Source organism: Pseudomonas sp. SWRI99 (assembly GCF_014270125.1).
GTDB classification, from domain to species: Bacteria; Pseudomonadota; Gammaproteobacteria; order Pseudomonadales; family Pseudomonadaceae; genus Aquipseudomonas; species Aquipseudomonas hamedanensis.
In genome coordinates this window covers 171,226-189,335 of sequence record NZ_JABWQR010000001.1, presented here as the reverse complement: position 1 = coordinate 189,335, position 18,110 = coordinate 171,226, and the positions used below count along the sequence as shown (strand labels likewise).

The following is an 18,110-nucleotide window of genomic DNA, read 5'->3' as shown; positions in this document are numbered from 1 at the left end:
AGGTTATGTCGGACTGTCGCACAGTCCGAGGAAATGCTGCCGAACCAGAGCCAATACCGTCGGTCAGACCGTCTAGGCTCAGACAATTCCCGCTCGCTCGAGGTCTTATTGATGACTCAAGAACCACTAGTTCGCGAAGCAGAGGTGGCCGCATTCCGCGACGCCGTCCTGACCAAACTCACCTACGCCGTGGGCAAAGACCCCGACCACGCCTTTGACCATGACTGGTTCGAAGCCATCGCCCTGGCTGCGCGCGATCACATGGTCGAGCACTGGATGGACCATACGCGGCAGATCTACCGCAAAGGCCAGAAGCGCGTTTATTACCTCTCGCTGGAATTTCTGATTGGTCGTCTGCTCTATGACAGCCTGAGCAACCTCGGTCTGCTCGACGTCGCCCGTGAAGCGCTGACCGAACTGGGCGTCGATCTGGAGCGCATTCGCTTGCTGGAGCCCGACGCGGCGCTGGGCAATGGCGGCCTTGGTCGTCTGGCAGCGTGCTTCATGGAAAGCATGTCGACCCTCGGCATCGCCGGCCATGGCTACGGCATTCGTTATGAGCACGGTTTGTTCCGCCAAGCGATTGTCGACGGCTGGCAACAGGAGCAAACCGAGCACTGGCTGGATTTCGGCAACCCCTGGGAATTCGAACGGCCGGAAGTGGTTTACCCGATCGGTTTCGGCGGCAGCGTCGAAACGGTCACCGACGCCAATGGCAAAACCCGCCAGGTCTGGTCGCCGGCAGAAACCGTGCGGGCGATTGCCTATGACACCCCGGTGGTTGGCTGGCGTGGGGCGAGCGTGAACACCCTGCGGCTGTGGCGCGCCCGCGCCATGGAAGAACTGCACCTGGAGCGCTTCAACGCCGGCGACCACTTGGGCGCCGTCGCCGAAGTGGCCCGCGCCGAGAGTATCTCCCGCGTCCTTTATCCAGCAGACAGCACCGAAGCCGGCCAGGAACTGCGCCTGCGTCAGGAATACTTCTTCGTCGCCGCCTCGCTGCAGGATCTGCTGCGTCGCCACCGCAACATGCACACCTCGGTGCTGACCCTGGGCGATCACGCTGCGATTCAGCTCAACGACACCCACCCCTCGATTGCCGTCGCCGAGCTGATGCGCCAACTGGTCGACGTTTATGACGTGGCCTGGGACGCCGCGTGGCAAGTCACCGTCGATACACTGTCGTACACCAACCACACGCTGTTGCCGGAAGCGCTGGAAACCTGGCCGGTAGGCTTGATGGAGCGCATGCTGCCTCGGCACATGCAGATCATTTACCTGATCAACGCTCAGCACATCGATTCGCTGCGGGCCAAGGGCATTCACGATTTCGACGTGCTGCGCGCGGTGTCGCTGATCGAAGAAGACAACGGTCGCCGGGTGCGCATGGGCAACCTCGCGTTCCTCGGTTCGCACAGCGTCAACGGTGTGTCGGGCCTGCATACCCAACTGATGCGCAAGACTGTATTCGCCGAACTGCACAAGCTCTACCCGGAGCGAATCAACAACAAAACCAACGGCATCACCTTCCGCCGCTGGTTGTATCAGGCCAACCCGGAACTGACCTCGATGCTGGTCGACGCCCTCGGCCCGGACCTGCTCGACAATCCCGAAGAACGCCTGCTCGATTTGCAGCCGTTCGCCGAGAAAACCGCGTTCCGCAAAGCCTTCGCCGAGCAGCGCCTGCACAGCAAAAAAGCCTTGGCCTATCTGATTCACGAGCGGCTGGGCATCGCCGTCAACCCGGCGGCGATGTTCGATGTGCAGGTCAAGCGCATCCATGAGTACAAACGGCAGTTGCTCAACCTGTTGCACACCGTGGCGCTGTACCAGGCGATTCGCGCCGAGCCGGAAGTCGACTGGGTACCACGGGTGAAAATCTTCGCCGGTAAGGCTGCGGCGAGTTATCACCAGGCCAAACTGATCATCAAGCTGACCAACGACATCGCCCGGGTAGTGAACAACGACCCGACGGTGCGCGGCTTGCTCAAAGTGGTGTTCCTGCCCAACTACAACGTCAGCCTGGCCGAGAGCATTATTCCGGCGGCGGACTTGTCCGAGCAGATTTCCACTGCCGGTTTCGAGGCGTCGGGTACCAGCAACATGAAGTTCGGCCTCAACGGCGCGCTGACCATCGGCACCCTCGATGGTGCCAACGTGGAAATGGCGGAACGCATCGGTGCCGAGCACATGTTCATCTTCGGCCTCAGCGCCCAGCAGGTTGAAGCGCGCAAGCAGAACCACGAGTTCAGTGCGCTGCCGGACATCGCCGCGTCCCATCGCCTCAACGATGTGTTGCAAGCGATTCGCAGCGGGGTGTTCTCGCCGGACGACACCTCGCGCTATACCGGGCTGATCGACTCGCTGATCGATTACGACCGCTTCCTGGTCTGCGCCGATTTCGATTCCTACTGGGAAGCGCAAAAACGCGTGGAAGCGCACTGGCACGATTCGAATAACTGGTGGCGCTCGGCGGTGCTCAATACCTCGCGAATGGGCTGGTTCTCCTCGGACCGGACGATTCGCGAGTACGCCACGGATATCTGGAAAGCGCTGGAGTAACTTTCCGCCTGGCTCGATATAATCGGCGCGCCGGAAAAGATCGCAGCCTTCGGCAGCTCCTACACAGGGTGTTCGCATAACCTTTGTAGGAGCTGCCGAAGGCTGCGATCTTTTTGCGACAGGCTGCGCTAATCTTCCCGGATTGGCCTTTGCGCTTAGGGATATCGACCATGCAATGGATGTTCATGTTGATCGGGCTGGTGCTCGGCGGACTGCTCGACGAGTCGTTCACCGCCGCGCTGCTGGGTGCGCTGCTGGGCCTGGTCGTCGGCCAGACGCTACGTATTGCACGCCTTGGCACCCAGGCGGCGGAGCAACAGCGCCAACTTGAGCAGGTGCGAGAGGCGTTGCAGGGCGTGGCCCAGCGCCTGTTTGTACTGGAGGGTTCGCCCACGCACGCGGCGGCACCGCCCAGCGTGGCACCTGAAGCCGAGCCAATCGCCGAATCCGTCGAGGTGGCCGATCAGGCCGCGGCCCCAGTCTCTGAGCTGATCTGGGAACTGCCGCCGGAACTCGAACCGATCACCACTGCTGCCCGCGAGACCAGCCAGCCGTTGCCGGCCGATGTCTGGCGCGCCGAGCCAGCGCCTGTTGAACCACCACAAAAACCTGCCGAACCGCGTGGCCCGAATCTGATCGAGCGCGGCATCAACGCCGCGCGCAACTGGTTGTTCGGTGGCAACACGGTGCTGCGTGTCGGTGTCGTGCTGTTGTTCTTCGGCCTGGCCTTTCTGTTGCGTTATGCCACTGAAGGTATGGTTGTGCCGATCGAGTTGCGGTACGCCGGGGTCGCTGCCGCGGCGCTCGGCTTGCTCGCGCTGGGCTGGTGGCTGCGCCGGCGCAACAGCAACTACGCGTTGATGCTGCAGGGCACCGGCATCGCGGTGCTGTACCTGACGGTGTTCGCAGCGATGCGTTTGCATCCATTGCTCGACCCTTCGGCAGCGCTGGGATTGCTGGTGGCAGTGACGGTGTTCTCGGCGATTCTGGCGATTACCCAGGATGCGCCAGGGCTTGCGGCGGCGGCAGCATTGGGCGGCTTCGCTGCGCCGATCCTGACCTCGACCGGCGCCGGCAACCATGTCGCGCTGTTCAGTTATTTCGCCCTGCTCAACGCTGGCATTCTCGCCATCGCCTGGTTCAAGGCCTGGCGCCTGCTGAATCTGATCGGTTTCGTTGGCACCTTCGGCATTGGTTTCGCCTGGGGGCTGCGCGCGTATACGCCGCAGTTGCTGTGGAGCACCGAGCCATTCCTGCTGCTGTTTTTTCTCATGTACCTGGCCATCGGCCTGCTGTTCGCCCGGCGCAAGTTGCTCGACATGCCGGACGCGCCGGCGGATAGCGACCGCGAGGCGCTGCTGCACTGGTCGGCGCGCAAGGGCGATTATGTCGACGGCACAATGCTCTTTGGTCCGCCGATCGTGGGTTTCGGTCTGCAGTTCGCGCTGGTGCAGCACCTGGAGTTCGCGGCAGCCTTCAGTGCGTTGGCCTTGGGCATGATTTACATGGCGCTGGCCAAAGTGCTGATGGGGGGACGCGCGGTGTTGCTGGGGGAAACCTGTCTGGCGCTCGGGGTGATCTTCGCCAGTCTGGCGATTCCATTGGGGCTCGATGCGCGCTGGACCTCCGCGGCGTGGGCCGTCGAAGGCGCAGGGATTTTCTGGCTCGGCTTGCGCCAACAGCGGCCATTCGCCCGGGTCTTTGCCTTGTTGCTGCAACTGGGTTCGGCGCTGGCATTTCTCAGCCAATTACGTGCCGGCGAAAGCAGCCTGCTCGACGGTGCGCCGCTGGGCGCGTTGATGCTCGGCATGGCATTGCTGTTCAGCTTCGTTCAACTGCGCAAGGCCGCGCCAGAGCAGGCATCGCTGTGGGAGCGCCAGGGCTTGCCGCTGCTCGCGTGTCTGGGGCTGACCTTCCTGTATCTGCTGGCACCGCTGTTCTTCTTTATTCAGGGCACGGCAATCAGTTGGGCGCTGGCCGGGTTGGTGACGCTGTTGGTCGGCCTGCGCATTCAATCGCGCACGTTCCTGTTCACCGCGTTCGGCGTGCAATTGCTTGGCGGGGCGTTGTTCCTGTTGCGCCTGCAAGGGGCTGGCGAGGATTCGAGCGCCGTGTTCAGCGCCGGCTGGAGCGGTTTGCTCAGTGCTTCGTTGATCGGTCTGGCGTTGATCGCCGGCATGTTGCTGGCGGCTCGCGATGACATGGTGCGCGGCGATGTGCGTCTGCTGCGCGGTCTGTCGGTGGTGCTGCTGGCGGGGTTGGTGCTGATCAATCTGGCGGTGCTGTTCGTGCTGCCGTGGCAGACCGCGAGTGCGGTGTGGGCCGCCAGTGGCGTGCTGATTATCTGGCTGAGCCTGTACCTGCAGCAGCGGGTCAGTTTTGTTTTCGGTTTGCTGTTACAGGTGATCGGCGGCGCGGCGTTCTTGCTCGCCGGTCCCCAATGGCTTGGGCCGTTGTCGAGCGAAGGATTGAAACCGTTGGCCCATGGTGGCTTCTGGACGCCGCTGATACTGGGGCTGGCGGCGATGATCGGTGCGTGGCGCTTGCAACTGGGCAAGCATGCCACGGCGTTCGATGCGTTGAGTTTGCAGCGCTTGTCGGCCGTGTTGCTGGTGTGGGGGGGTGGCTGGTGGACGCTGGCGTGGCTCAGCGAAATCTTGCGTTTTGCCCCCGCGAATCTGCAAGGCCCGTGGTTGCTGCTGGCCGCGGCGCTCAGTGTGGCGTTGTGGACGCTGTTGTCGCTGCGCCTGAAATGGCCGGCGCTGGGTCTGCTTTGCACCGCGCTGATTCCGGCCGCGGCACTGGTCTTGCTCGGTGCCTGGCATGCGCGCTATCACCCGGCGGCCGACTTCGGCTGGCTGGCGTGGACGGCGGTATTCGCGGTGCATGTCTTCAGCCTGCGACGGCTGGCGCCGATGTTGCCGGCCCGGGTCTTGAGCGCGGCGCATGTACTCGGCTGCTGGCTGTTGATAGGCGTGCTGGCGCTGGAGTTGCGTTATGGCCTGCTGCTGTTGTCCGAGCAATACAACGCCTGGCGTTGGCTGGGCTGGGCGATTCTGCCAAGTGTGTATCTGCTGCTGATGGCCGCACCGCGCAGTGGGCCGTGGCCGGTCGCCACGTTTACCCGCGAGTACCGCTTGTACGCTGCCGCGCCGCTGGCGGTGTTGATGCTGGCGTGGTTCTGGCTGGCCAACAGCGTCAGCGATGGCAATGCCGAACCGCTGCCTTACGTGCCGCTGCTCAATCCGCTGGAGCTGGGTCTGTTGTTCGCCTTGTTCGGCGTGTATGTCTGGTCGCGTCGTGCGGTGGTGCAATGGGCGATCCGTCAGGATTACGCCGATCATGCTACGCAATTGATCGCCGGGGTTTCGCTGTTCGCCTTCTGTACCGCAATGGTGACCCGTGCCGCGCACCATTGGGCGGCGATCCCTTTCGAGCTGGATCAACTGCTCGCCTCGATGCTGGTGCAGGCCGGGTTGTCCATCGTCTGGACGCTGATGGCGCTGGGGCTGATGATCGGCGGGCATCTACGCCATCGCCGCGAAGTGTGGCTGATCGGCGCGGCGCTGATTGCGCTGGTGGTGGCGAAACTGGTTTTTGTCGAACTGAGCAACCGTGGCGGCCTCGCCCGGATCGTTTCGTTTATTGGCGTCGGCGTGTTGCTGTTGGTGGTGGGCTACTTCGCACCGCTGCCGCCCAAGCGTGTTGAAGCTGAACCGGTGGCGGACAAGCCCGCGCCGGAAACCGAAGGAGTTGTATCTTGAGTCGCATGCTGAATCTGGGTTGGTTGGCGTTGGGCGTGGTGATGCTGGCCGGCGCCCAGGAAAAACCGGCGGACTTCGCCACGCAGGTGCCGCTGGCAACCAGCGGTAACGGCCCGTGGTATCGCCTCGACCTGCCGTTGAGCGTGCAGTTGCAGGCGCGCCAGACCGATCTCAGCGACTTGCGGGTGTTCAACGCCGCCGGCGAAGCGCAGGCCTACGCCCTGGCTCGCGAATCGGCGCAGACCCGCGACGACGGCAAGCTGCACGAAGTGAAGTGGTTTCCGCTGTACAACGCCGCCGACGCCAGCGAGCGCGCGCCGAACGTGCGCGTGCAATCGACGACCAGCGGCACGCTGGTCGAAGTGCAGCCATCCTCGCAACTGGAGGCAGGCGAAGAGGTGTTGCGGGGCTGGCTGCTGGATGCCAGCGCAATCAAGGCGCCGCTGCAGCAGTTGGTCCTCGACTGGACCAGTGAGCGCGACGGCTTCCAGCGGTTCAGCATTGAGGCCAGTGACGATTTGCAGCACTGGCAGCCGTGGGGTGAGGGGCAAGTGGCGCGGTTGACCTTCTCTGATGAGCGGATCGAACAACACGAAGTGGCCTTGCCGGGGCAGTCCGCGCGCTATTTGCGCCTGTTGTGGGATTCACCGAATTCGGCGCCGACCCTCACCTCGGCGCAATTGAAAAGCAGCGATCCGCGCAACGTCCCGCTACCGCTGGTCTGGTCGCAGGAAATGGCCGGCAGCAGTACCAGGGCCGGGGAATACACCTGGCAATTGCCGATGGGACTGAACGTCGAACGGGTGCAGATTGAGACCCGGCAGTCGAACAGTCTGGCACCGGTGACACTGGCCGGCCGCCGCGAAAGCAGCCTGCCGTGGCAGACCTTGAACAGCGGTTTGCTCTATCGCCTGACGCAGAACGCTCAGGACGTGGTGCAGAACGAATTGCAGCTCTACGGGCAGACCGTGCAACAGTTGAAGCTGACCGTGGATGAGCGCGGCGGCGGTCTGGGTGAACAGGCGCCGAACCTGAAATATGCGGTGCGGGCGACGCAGGTGATTTTCCTCGCGCGTGGCGATGGACCTTACAGCCTGGCGGTGGGTAATCCCCGCGTGAAAACGGCGAATCTGCCGCTGGCGACGCTGATTCCGGATTTCAAACCAGAGAAACTGGCGACTTTGGGCAAGGCGACGGTGCAGAGCGAAGCCGTGGTCACACAGACCTCGACGGCGACGACGGCTGCGGTGGCCGAGATCAACTGGAAGAAGATCGGGTTGTGGGCGGTGCTGCTGCTCAGTGTGGTGTTTTTAGGGGCGATGGCGTTCAGCCTGTTGCGCAAGCCTCCTGCCAAAATCTGAGCATGGCCGGCGCTGCTCGCGAAAGCGCCCGGGCAGACACTGAAAATCCTCTACGGGTCATCCCGAACCGAACTACGCTGAATCCGACACCTGAACTCTCCACCGACAATCACGTCTCATACAGGCAAATACACCCAGGCGCACGTTAGCCGGCGTCTTCGCTCGCTAGGTTTTCAGACTCCCTGTAAACTGCGCGGGTTTTTAGCCCCCCATTCCACCGGAGCCGTCCATGTCCCGCGTTACCTTGAGTCGCTATTTGATTGAGCAGACCCGCAGCAACAACACTCCTGCCGATCTGCGCTTCCTGATCGAAGTGGTGGCGCGTGCCTGCAAGGAAATCAGCCACGCCGTGTCCAAAGGCGCCCTGGGTGGTGTTCTGGGCAGCATGGGCACCGAAAACGTACAAGGCGAAGTGCAGAAGAAACTCGACGTGCTGTCGAACGAAATCCTGCTCGAAGCCAACGAGTGGGGCGGTCACCTGGCCGGCATGGCGTCCGAAGAAATGGACAATGCCTATCAGATCCCGGGCAAATACCCGAAGGGCGCCTACCTGCTGGTATTCGACCCGCTGGACGGTTCGTCGAACATCGACATCAACGCGCCGGTCGGCACCATCTTCTCGGTACTGCGTTGCCCTAATGAATACCTGAGCCAGAACGAGCCGCTGAACGAAAAAGCCTTCCTTCAGCCAGGCACCCAGCAAGTGGCCGCCGGTTACGCCATCTACGGCCCGCAGACCATGCTGGTACTGACCCTGGGCGACGGTGTCAAAGGCTTTACCCTGGACCGCGAAATGGGCAGCTTCGTGCTGACCCACGAAGACATCACCATTCCTGAAACCACTCAGGAATTTGCGATCAACATGTCCAACCAGCGTCACTGGGAAGCCCCGGTGCAGCGCTACGTCGGCGAGTTGCTGGCCGGTGAAGAAGGCCCGCTGAAAAAGAACTACAACATGCGCTGGGTCGCGGCAATGGTCGCTGACGTGCACCGCATCCTGACCCGTGGCGGTCTGTTCATGTACCCGCGCGACAGCCGTGAGCCGTCCAAGCCGGGCAAGCTGCGCCTGATGTACGAAGCCAACCCGATGTCGTTCCTCGTCGAACAAGCGGGCGGCGCCTCCACCGACGGTCACCAGCGCATCCTCGACATCCAGCCGGAAGGCCTGCACCAGCGTGTTGCGGTGTTCCTCGGCTCGAAAGAAGAAGTCGCACGCGCCACGGCCTACCACAAGGAATAAACCATGCACGCGCCCTGGCAGCCGTTGCTCGACTGGTGGTTCGGACACGCCGAATCAGCGAACGAAGTAGCGGCCGAAAAGGGCAAGTTGTGGTTCGGCAAGCGAGACAGCCAGGACCTCGAAGCGCGTGAGCGGTTCGGGGTCTTTATCGATCAGGCCCTGGCCGGCGAATTGACCGAGTGGACGCAACGTCCCGAAGGTTGGCTGGCGCTGGTGCTGCTGCTCGATCAGCTGCCGCGCATGATCTATCGCGACACACCGAAAGCGTTTTCCGGTGATCTGCGCGCGCAGAAACTTGTCGCTCAGGGCATTGCGGCGGATTTCGATCGGCAGTTGAAACCGATTCAGCGCGTATTCATTTATCTGGTGTTCGAACACTGCGAAAACCTCGCGGTGCAGAATGAGGCGGTTTCCCGGTTTATCGAACTGGTGGCTGAACAGCCGGAGGCGGAGCGGGCGGTGTTCGCCGATAATCTGGACTATGCCGAACGGCATCAGAAGGTGATTGCCCGGTTTGGAAGGTTTCCGCATCGCAACGCGGTGTTGGGGCGGGAGTCTACGGCTGAGGAATTGGAGTTTCTTTCTGAACTTGGATCACGGTTTTAGTTTGCTGGGCTGGACCCAGTTCATCTAGCTCAAGAAAAACGTCTTCAACGTTTGTATAGTTTCCGCGATCGATTTCCTCGCTACCCAGCGCAAGGATTGCCAACAATGTGATTTGATCTGGATGAACACCATTGTGTTTCTTGTTCATCTGGCAAATTCCTGAGGTTTATATTGAAGGCATTCTGCGTGATGCAGGCCGCTTTCGCGAGCAGGCTCGCTCCCACAGGATTTTGTTATGCGCACAAATTGTGTACTCACCGAAGATCCCTGTGGGAGCGGGCTTGCCCGCGAGGAGGCCAGTGCCAGCAACCTAGATCCTGAAGCTGCCGACCAACTGCTTCAGACGCGCCGCCTGTTGTTCCAGGTCCGAACATGCGCGCAACGTTGCCTGCAAGTTCTCCACACCTTCCTGATTGAGGGTATTGATCTCGTTGATATCGACGTTGATCGACTCGACCACTGCGGTCTGCTCTTCGGTCGCGGTGGCTACCGACTGGTTCATGCCGTCGATTTCGCCGATGCGCTGGGTCACGCTGCCCAGACGCTCACCCGCCTGGTTGGCGATGCCGACGCTGCTTTCGCTCTCGCGCTGGCTCTCGGTCATGATGGTTACGGCCTGACGGGCGCCGACCTGCAATTCCTCGATCATCTTCTGCACTTGCTGCGCCGAATCCTGGGTGCGGTGCGCCAGATTGCGCACTTCATCGGCAACCACGGCAAAACCGCGCCCGGCTTCACCGGCGCGCGCAGCTTCGATCGCGGCGTTGAGCGCCAGCAGGTTGGTCTGTTGGGAAATGCTGGTGATCACTTCGAGAATCTGGCCGATGTTCACCGTGTTGCTGTTGAGGGTTTCGATGTTGCCGCAGGAATCGCTGATCTTCGCCGACAGTTGTTGCATGGCCTGGATGGTTTTATCCACCACCTGCTGACCGTCAACCGCCAGGCTGCGCGCGTCGCTGGAATGCTGCGAGGCGAGTGCCGCGTTCTGAGCGATTTCCTGAGCGGCGGCGCCGAGCTGATTGATCGCCGCGGCGACGCTGTTGGTGCGGCTGGCTTGCTGGTCGGAGTTGTACATCGACGAGTTCGAAGCAGCGACGACGCGCAGGGCGACTTCGTTGACTTGGCCGGTGGCCGAGGACACTTCGCGGATCGAGGTGTGGATGCGCTCGACGAAGCGGTTGAACGACGTGCCCAGCGCGCCGAATTCATCGTTGCCGTGAATCACCAGACGCTTGGTCAGGTCGCCTTCACCTTCAGCGATGTCTTGCATGGCACGGCCCATGGTCAGCAGCGGTTGCATCAGGACCCGAATCAACAGGCTGAGCAGGGCGATGATGATCAGCACGGCGATGGCCATGGCGATCAGTGCCGACGTGCGGAACTCGCTGAGCATCGAGAACGCGGTGTCTTTATCCAGCACCAGTGCCACGTACCAGTCGGCCGACGGCACGCCGTTGATGCGGGTGAAGGAAACCAGTTGGGTCTTGCCGTCGAATTCGACTTCCTTGAGGCCCGGGCTGACTTGCGGCGCACCGTTCGGATAGGCCTCGGCGAGCGTCTTGAGCACCAGTTTGCTGTCCGGGTGGATCAGGATTTTGCCCTCGGCACTGACAATGAACGCATGGCCGTGGCCGTCGAAATTCAGCGAGTTGATGATCGCGCTGACGCTGCTCAGGTCGATGTCGGCACCGGCGACGCCGAGCATCTGACCCTGGCGCTGCACCGGCGTGGCGACCGTAATCACCAGTTTTCCCGAGGAGGCGGCGATGTAGGGTTCGGTGACGACTGTCTGTTGTGCACTGTTGGCAGCCTTGTACCAGCCGCGGGCGCGCGGATCGTAGTCCGGCGCACGGTTGCCGGCCGGCACCGAGAACATTACGCCGTCCGCGCCGCCAAAATAGCTGAGCTGGAAATTGCCGGTGTAGGCGGGCAGATCGATGATGCGTTTCAGGCTGGCGGGCGCGTTGCCGTCCACTGCAACTTGCTGGGACAACGATTGCAGCAACTGAATGCGGCTGTCCAGCCAAGTCTGGATGTTGCTGGACGTCAGGCTGCCCAGTTCCTGCATCGTCGAATCGGTGCTGCTGCCCAGCGCTTCGCGTTGGCGATAGTCGTTGAACAAAATGAAACAGGCGAACGCAACAGCCACCACAAGGGCGGCAGCCAACAGAATCTTGTGGCTGAACTTCATGTTTCTGGTCATTGAATGAACTACCGCGAAGGGACTGGTCAAGAAAGCGCGGCAATTTGCCATATCCGGCGGCTGTGCGCTGCTCTTATTTCGACCGCGCCGCGCCAAAGATTAGGCGGCTACGACGAAAGTCGACGAAATGCTCGACAGCGTCACGAAGTTTTTGATTTGCCGAAAAAAGCCAGACGGGCGGGCAAATAAATAGCCGTCCGCCCACGGAACCAGATGAGGGTTTTCTCTTCTAAGCTTCTGGTTGGCACCATGCCATCCCCCCTCGTTCCAGGAGTTACACCATGTCGCTGCGATCTCTCGCCCTGCTGTCGTTTTGCGTGCTGTTGGCCGCATGCAGCAAGGTCAATCAGGAAAACTACTCGAAGCTCTCGGCCGGCATGGCCAAGTCAGACGTGGAGACCCTCCTCGGCAAACCGACTGATTGCTCGGGCGCGCTCGGTATGTCCAGCTGCACCTGGGGCGACCAGAAAAGCTTTATCAGCGTGCAGTATGCTGGTGACAAAGTGTTGATGTTTTCCGGCCAAGGCCTGAAGTAAACCGGGGCTTCGCGCCCACGGAGAAGAAAAATGAAGCGGTTATTGCTGATCCTTTTTGCCGGCCTGGTACTGGCCGGCTGCGCCACTTCCGGCGTGGACCCGTTGGCGCCGAAGACCGTCGACAGCGTCAATCTGAAACGTTACCAAGGGACCTGGTACGAGCTGGCGCGTCTGCCCATGTATTTCCAGCGCCATTGCGCACAGTCCGAAGCGCATTACACGCTCAAGCCTGACGGCAATGTCGGTGTGCTCAATCGCTGCCTGACGCCGGACTGGCAATGGGAAGAGGCCAAAGGCACGGCTTATCCACAAGTCCCGGGCAAGACCGACAAGCTTTGGGTCGAATTCGATAACTGGTTTTCGCGCCTGATTCCCGGTGTGGCGAAGGGCGAATACTGGGTGCTGTACGTCAGCGACGATTACAAGACTGCGATTGTCGGCGACCCGAGCCGCAAGTACATGTGGCTGTTGTCACGCACACCGACCGTCAATGGCGTAATCCGTGAAGAGTTGCTGAGCAAGGCACGTCAGCAGGGCTACGACACCACGCGACTGATCTGGCGGGCGTCGGATCGGCAGATGGCCAAAACTTCGAATTAAGAGCAAAAAGATCGCAGCCTTCGGCAGCTCCACATCGATCGTTCCTACGCTCCGCGTGGGAATGCCTCAATGGACGCTCCGCGTCCGCTGTTGGGACGCAGAGTGTCCCAGGCTGCATTCCCACGCACAGCGTGGGAACGATCAGCTTTCAGCCTAAAAGATCGCGCAGGACCTGGGTGAAGGCCCGCGCGCTGTCTTCTTCCTCGGCATGCCGTCCATCACGCACCACCCACTGACCATTGACCAGCACATCGCGCACCTGGCGATCGCCGCCGGCAAATAACCAGCGATTCAGAATCCCGTCACCCGAGGCCGTCGCCAGATAGGGATCGTTGCCATCGAGCACGATCCAGTCCGCACGTTTGCCCACTTCCAGTGCCCCGATCGGCTGCCCCAACGCCTGCGCGCCACCGTCCAGCGCGGCGTCGTACAGCGTGCGCCCAACCATTGGCTGATCCGCGCCATACAAGCGATTGCGTCGTTGATCGCGCAAGCGCTGGCCGTATTCCAGCCAACGCAGTTCCTCTACCACACTGAGCGATACATGGCTGTCGGAGCCAATGCCCATGCGCCCGCCCTGCGCGAGGAAATCCACTGCCGGGAAAATCCCGTCGCCCAGATTCGCTTCGGTGGTCAGGCACAGACCGGCGATGGCGCGACTCTTGGCCATCAGCGTGACTTCTTCCGGACTGGCGTGGGTCGCATGGACCAGGCACCAGCGCTGATCGACTTCGGTGTTTTCAAAGAGCCATTGCAGCGGACGACGACCGCTCCAGCTCAGGCAGTCGTCGACTTCCTTTTGCTGTTCGGCGATGTGGATATGCACCGGGCATTGTTTGTCGCTGGCGGCGAGCACTTCGCTGATCTGCTGCGGTGTCACGGCGCGCAACGAGTGGAAACACAGCCCCAGCGACTGCGCCTTTTGCTGTGCCAGTAATGGCTGCAGGCGCGATTGCAGGTTCAGGTAGTTTTCCGTGCTGTTGATGAAACGGCGCTGGCCGTCGTTCGGGGGCTGACCGCCAAAACCGGAATGGCTGTAGAGCACCGGCAGCAGGGTCAGGCCGATGCCGCTTTCACTGGCGGCCTGGCTGATGCGCAAGGCCAGTTCCGCCGGATCGGCGTACGGCTGGCCGTTGCTGTCGTGGTGCACATAGTGAAATTCGGCGACCGAGGTGTAACCGGCCTTGAGCATTTCGATGTACAACTGCCGGGCGATGACGCCGAGCTGATCGGGGCTGATTTTTCCGACGAGGCGATACATCAAATCGCGCCAGGTCCAGAAACTGTCGTTCGGATTGCCGGCCACTTCGGCCAGACCCGCCATTGCCCGTTGAAAGGCGTGGGAATGCAGATTGGGCATTCCCGGCAGCAACGGCCCGCTCAACCGTTCGGCGCCGTCTGCAGCGGAATCGGCCTGGATGCGGGTCAGCAGGCCTTCGGCGCTGACCTCGAGACGTACATTGTTGGCCCATCCGTTAGGCAGCAGCGCGCGTTCGGCAAAGAAAGCGGACATGGTTCAGCACCCCATCGTGTGTTATTTGTATATACATATACAGACGTTTGCCTGCCCGGTAAACTCCGGCAAGCTAGTCACTTTCATCCAATGAACAGGGATCAACCGTGCCGACTCCGCCTCCAGTCTCTCCGTTGGCCGCGAACATGGGCGACAGTCCGGCGCCCTTGTACGCCCGCGTCAAACAGATGATCACCCAGCAGATCGACAGCGGTAACTGGCCGCCGCACTACCGCGTGCCATCCGAGAGCGAGTTGGTCAATCAACTCGGTTTCAGCCGCATGACCATCAATCGTGCCCTGCGCGAAATGACCGCCGACGGTCTGCTGGTACGCATGCAGGGCGTCGGCACGTTTGTCGCCGAGCCGAAGAGCCAGTCCGCGCTGTTCGAAGTGCACAACATCGCCGACGAAATCGCCTCGCGCGGCCACCGTCACACCTGTCAGGTCATCACGCTGGAAGAAGAGGCCGCCGGTTCCGAGCGCGCACTGGCGCTGGACATGCGCGAAGGACAGAAAGTGTTTCACTCGTTGATCGTGCATTACGAAAACGACATTCCCGTGCAAATCGAAGACCGTTTCGTCAACGCACTGGTCGCCCCGGAATACCTCAAGCAGGACTTCACCCTGCAAACCCCTTATGCCTATCTGAATCAGGTGGCGCCGCTGACCGAAGGCGAACATGTGGTCGAGGCGATCCTCGCCGAACCGTCCGAGTGCAAATTGCTGCAAATTGAAAAAGGCGAGCCGTGCCTGTTGATTCGCCGGCGTACCTGGTCGGGGCGCCAGCCGGTGACGGCGGCGCGTTTGATCCATCCGGGTTCGCGTCATCGTCTGGAAGGGCGGTTCCATAAATGAAATATGAAGTGAAGGTTCTCCGCGCCGAGGGCTACCCGCGCATGCCGTGGAAAAATGGCGGCGGCAGCACTGAAGAAATCAGCCGCGACGCGGGTGCTGGCCTGGACGGTTTCGGCTGGCGCCTGTCGATTGCCGACATCGCCGAATCGGGCGGTTTTTCGACCTTCGCCGGCTACCAGCGAGTGATCACCGTGTTACAGGGTGACGGCATGACCCTGTGTGTCGACGGTGACGATACCCGTCCACTGTTACCCCTCGACCCGTTCGCCTTCAGTGGCGAAAGCCAGGTGTCGTGCACCTTGCTCGGCGGTGCGATTCGCGACTTCAATCTGATTTATGCGCCGCAACGTTACAGCGCGCGGTTGCAGTGGCTGGATGGCGAGCAACGGTTTTTCAGTTCGGCGGGGACGGTACTGGTGTTCAGTATCAGTGAGCTGATGGACGTGCGTGTTGGCGACGGTGTTTCGCAGCTCGGTCGGCAGGATTGCCTGCAACTGGACGGCAACAGCGGGCTGGTCGAAGTCTCCACCAACGCCGCATGCTGCGTGATCGAACTCCTCAAAAACTGAACACACCCCTGTGGCGAGGGAGCTTGCTCCCGCTGGAGGCCGAAGGACTCCCAGTTCCGGTCAAAACCGGTTTTGGGACCGCTTCGCAGTCCAGCGGGAGCAAGCTCCCTCGCCACAATCGCGTTCACACTTCCCGTTTCTCACCGCGCACCAACTTGTTACCGAACGCCCCAGCGTGGCGCAATACCACGCTCTCGCAGCCAATCCCAACCTCCCCAAAATACTCGCTAAGAAAATTTCATTCACGCCAGAACCCTTGATCCAGGCGTTCTCCAGCCTCGCGCGCAATTTTTCTTGAACAGCCCTTCAGCAAGTTGGCCGCTCGATTGCATATGCTTGTATGTACAAGTAAAGACGTATGCGTATGAGTCGCTCGAGACTCTCCGCAGCGTCCACTGATTCGCTTGTCGCGCATTGATGCGCGCAGGCTGCTGCCCACTGCCAGGGTTGGTTTGAATTGATCGCTGAGGAGTCTTTTTCGTGACTGACAATACCCGGAAAACCACAAAGTATCGCGACGTCGAAATCCGTGCTGCACGCGGTAACACGCTGACCGCCAAGAGCTGGCTGACCGAAGCGCCGCTGCGCATGCTGATGAACAACCTCGACCCGGAAGTTGCCGAGAACCCTAAAGAGCTGGTGGTCTACGGTGGCATCGGTCGTGCCGCGCGCAACTGGGAATGCTACGACAAGATCGTCGAGAGCCTGACTAACCTGAACGACGACGAAACCCTGCTGGTGCAATCGGGCAAGCCGGTCGGTGTGTTCAAAACCCACAGCAACGCGCCACGCGTACTGATTGCCAACTCCAACCTGGTGCCGCACTGGGCAAGCTGGGAACACTTCAACGAACTCGACGCCAAAGGCCTGGCCATGTACGGCCAGATGACCGCCGGCAGCTGGATCTACATCGGCAGCCAAGGCATCGTCCAGGGCACCTACGAAACCTTCGTCGAAGCCGGTCGCCAGCATTACAACGCTGACCTTAAAGGTCGCTGGGTGCTGACAGCAGGCCTCGGTGGCATGGGCGGCGCACAACCGTTGGCCGCCACCCTGGCCGGCGCCTGCTCGCTGAACATCGAATGCCAGCAGGTCAGCATCGATTTCCGCCTGAAAAGCCGTTACGTCGATGAGCAAGCCAAAGACCTCGACGACGCCCTGGCGCGCATCGACAAATACACCAAAGAAGGCAAAGCCATCTCGATTGCCCTGCTCGGCAACGCAGCGGAAATCCTCCCGGAGCTGGTCAAGCGCGGCGTGCGTCCGGACATGGTCACCGACCAGACCAGCGCCCACGACCCGCTCAACGGTTACTTGCCGGCCGGCTGGAGCTGGGACGAATACCGCGCCCGCGCCAAGACCGAACCGGCCGCGGTGATCAAGGCTGCCAAGCAGTCGATGGCCGTGCACGTCAAAGCCATGCTGGAATTCCAGAAGCAAGGCATCCCGACCTTCGATTACGGCAACAACATTCGTCAGATGGCTCAGGAAGAGGGCGTCGAAAACGCCTTTGATTTCCCAGGCTTCGTGCCGGCCTACATCCGTCCGCTGTTCTGCCGTGGCATCGGCCCGTTCCGTTGGGCGGCGTTGTCGGGTGATCCGCAAGACATCTACAAAACCGACGCCAAGGTCAAAGAGCTAATCCCCGACGACGCGCATTTGCACAACTGGCTGGACATGGCCCGCGAGCGCATCAGCTTCCAGGGTCTGCCGGCGCGTATCTGCTGGGTCGGTCTGGGCTTGCGCGCCAAGCTGGGTCTGGCCTTCAACGAAATGGTCCGCAGCGGCGAGTTGTCGGCGCCGATCGTGATCGGTCGCGACCACCTCGATTCCGGCTCGGTCGCAAGTCCCAACCGCGAAACCGAATCGATGCAGGACGGCTCCGACGCCGTGTCCGACTGGCCATTGCTCAATGCGCTGCTCAACACCGCGAGCGGTGCGACCTGGGTGTCCCTGCACCACGGCGGCGGTGTCGGCATGGGCTTCTCGCAGCATTCGGGGATGGTGATCGTCTGCGACGGTACCGATGAAGCGGCCGAGCGCATCGCGCGCGTGTTGCATAACGACCCGGCTACCGGGGTCATGCGTCATGCCGATGCCGGCTACCAGATCGCAATCGACTGCGCGAAAGAGCAGGGGCTGAATCTGCCGATGATTACCGGCAGCAAGTAACACGCTTTTGCTTTATGTGGGAGCGAGCTTGCTCGCGAAAGCAATCTTTCAGCCAGCAAAGATGTTGAATGTGCTGGCCTCTTCGCGAGCAAGCTCGCTCCCACAGAAAAGCAGCTCCACCGAAGCT

The 18,110-nt window shown here is 61.3% G+C and carries 13 protein-coding genes; 10 read left to right on the top strand and 3 right to left on the bottom strand.

Annotation, left to right across the window (positions count from 1 at the left end; genetic code table 11):
• The first annotated feature begins 111 nt into the window (after positions 1-111).
• From HU743_RS00775 to HU743_RS00755, 5 genes are all read left to right on the top strand, one after another.
• Positions 112-2,562, top strand: a complete 2,451-nt coding sequence (locus HU743_RS00775; RefSeq protein WP_186552125.1) for a glycogen/starch/alpha-glucan phosphorylase — start codon at positions 112-114, stop codon at positions 2,560-2,562.
• 170 nt (positions 2,563-2,732) lie between these two features.
• A complete protein-coding gene (locus HU743_RS00770) occupies positions 2,733-6,326 on the top strand; it encodes a DUF2339 domain-containing protein (RefSeq protein WP_186646164.1) in 3,594 nt (1,197 codons plus the stop codon).
• A complete protein-coding gene (locus HU743_RS00765) occupies positions 6,323-7,687 on the top strand; it encodes a DUF3999 domain-containing protein (RefSeq protein WP_186646163.1) in 1,365 nt (454 codons plus the stop codon). Before HU743_RS00770 ends, HU743_RS00765 begins: the two co-directional genes overlap by 4 nt.
• Positions 7,688-7,916: 229 nt before the next feature.
• Positions 7,917-8,927 carry a class 1 fructose-bisphosphatase gene (locus HU743_RS00760; protein ID WP_039756611.1) on the top strand — a complete coding sequence of 337 codons (1,011 nt, stop codon included), beginning with the start codon at positions 7,917-7,919 and terminating at the stop codon, positions 8,925-8,927.
• A 3-nt stretch (positions 8,928-8,930) separates the two neighbouring features.
• Positions 8,931-9,533, top strand: coding sequence for a DUF924 family protein (locus HU743_RS00755; RefSeq protein WP_186646162.1), 603 nt, complete (start codon positions 8,931-8,933; stop codon positions 9,531-9,533).
• On the opposite strand, the gene HU743_RS00750 is transcribed toward HU743_RS00755, so the two are convergent.
• Complete coding sequence (locus HU743_RS00750; protein WP_186646161.1) at positions 9,484-9,681, bottom strand: hypothetical protein; 198 nt, start codon at positions 9,679-9,681, stop codon at positions 9,484-9,486. The genes HU743_RS00755 and HU743_RS00750 overlap by 50 nt on opposite strands.
• 162 nt (positions 9,682-9,843) lie before the next feature.
• The gene (locus HU743_RS00745) at positions 9,844-11,736 is read right to left on the bottom strand and encodes a methyl-accepting chemotaxis protein (RefSeq protein ID WP_202883914.1); all 1,893 of its coding nucleotides are present in this window, start codon (positions 11,734-11,736) and stop codon (positions 9,844-9,846) included.
• Positions 11,737-12,017: 281 nt separating this feature from the next.
• On the opposite strand from HU743_RS00745, the gene HU743_RS00740 reads away from it, so the two are divergent.
• Both HU743_RS00740 and HU743_RS00735 read left to right on the top strand, forming a co-directional pair.
• Entirely contained in the window at positions 12,018-12,272 is a 255-nt protein-coding gene (locus HU743_RS00740; RefSeq protein WP_186552118.1) for a hypothetical protein, read from the top strand.
• 30 nt (positions 12,273-12,302) lie between these two features.
• Positions 12,303-12,872 (top strand): lipocalin family protein, encoded by a 570-nt coding sequence (locus tag HU743_RS00735; protein ID WP_186646159.1) that lies wholly within the window; start codon positions 12,303-12,305, stop codon positions 12,870-12,872.
• Between the two features lie 148 nt (positions 12,873-13,020).
• Here HU743_RS00735 and HU743_RS00730 read toward each other — a convergent pair whose 3' ends face one another.
• On the bottom strand, positions 13,021-14,385 hold the full coding sequence (locus tag HU743_RS00730) for a formimidoylglutamate deiminase (RefSeq protein WP_186646158.1): 1,365 nt from the start codon (positions 14,383-14,385) through the stop codon (positions 13,021-13,023).
• A 146-nt stretch (positions 14,386-14,531) separates the two neighbouring features.
• On the opposite strand from HU743_RS00730, the gene hutC reads away from it, so the two are divergent.
• The 3 genes from hutC (at position 14,532) to hutU (ending at position 17,983) form a co-directional block, all read left to right on the top strand.
• Positions 14,532-15,242: a histidine utilization repressor gene (gene hutC / locus HU743_RS00725; protein ID WP_163013658.1), complete on the top strand. Its 711-nt coding sequence runs from the start codon at positions 14,532-14,534 to the stop codon at positions 15,240-15,242.
• Positions 15,239-15,811, top strand: coding sequence for a HutD family protein (locus HU743_RS00720; RefSeq protein WP_186646156.1), 573 nt, complete (start codon positions 15,239-15,241; stop codon positions 15,809-15,811). The genes hutC and HU743_RS00720 overlap by 4 nt, the downstream gene beginning before the upstream one ends.
• 480 nt (positions 15,812-16,291) lie before the next feature.
• Positions 16,292-17,983: a urocanate hydratase gene (gene hutU / locus HU743_RS00715; RefSeq protein WP_186552114.1), complete on the top strand. Its 1,692-nt coding sequence runs from the start codon at positions 16,292-16,294 to the stop codon at positions 17,981-17,983.
• Positions 17,984-18,110 lie beyond the last annotated feature (127 nt).

Excerpts from the sequence above, each read along its gene's own strand:
- HU743_RS00775 (WP_186552125.1), top strand. The coding sequence starts at position 112 with ATGACTCAAGAACCACTAGTTCGCGAAGCAGAGGTGGCCGCATTCCGC.
- HU743_RS00770 (WP_186646164.1), top strand. The coding sequence starts at position 2,733 with ATGCAATGGATGTTCATGTTGATCGGGCTGGTGCTCGGCGGACTGCTC.
- HU743_RS00760 (WP_039756611.1), top strand. The coding sequence starts at position 7,917 with ATGTCCCGCGTTACCTTGAGTCGCTATTTGATTGAGCAGACCCGCAGC.
- HU743_RS00755 (WP_186646162.1), top strand. The coding sequence starts at position 8,931 with ATGCACGCGCCCTGGCAGCCGTTGCTCGACTGGTGGTTCGGACACGCC.
- HU743_RS00750 (WP_186646161.1), bottom strand. The coding sequence starts at position 9,681 with ATGAACAAGAAACACAATGGTGTTCATCCAGATCAAATCACATTGTTG.
- HU743_RS00745 (WP_202883914.1), bottom strand. The coding sequence starts at position 11,736 with ATGACCAGAAACATGAAGTTCAGCCACAAGATTCTGTTGGCTGCCGCC.
- HU743_RS00740 (WP_186552118.1), top strand. The coding sequence starts at position 12,018 with ATGTCGCTGCGATCTCTCGCCCTGCTGTCGTTTTGCGTGCTGTTGGCC.
- HU743_RS00735 (WP_186646159.1), top strand. The coding sequence starts at position 12,303 with ATGAAGCGGTTATTGCTGATCCTTTTTGCCGGCCTGGTACTGGCCGGC.
- HU743_RS00730 (WP_186646158.1), bottom strand. The coding sequence starts at position 14,385 with ATGTCCGCTTTCTTTGCCGAACGCGCGCTGCTGCCTAACGGATGGGCC.
- hutC (WP_163013658.1), top strand. The coding sequence starts at position 14,532 with ATGGGCGACAGTCCGGCGCCCTTGTACGCCCGCGTCAAACAGATGATC.
- HU743_RS00720 (WP_186646156.1), top strand. The coding sequence starts at position 15,239 with ATGAAATATGAAGTGAAGGTTCTCCGCGCCGAGGGCTACCCGCGCATG.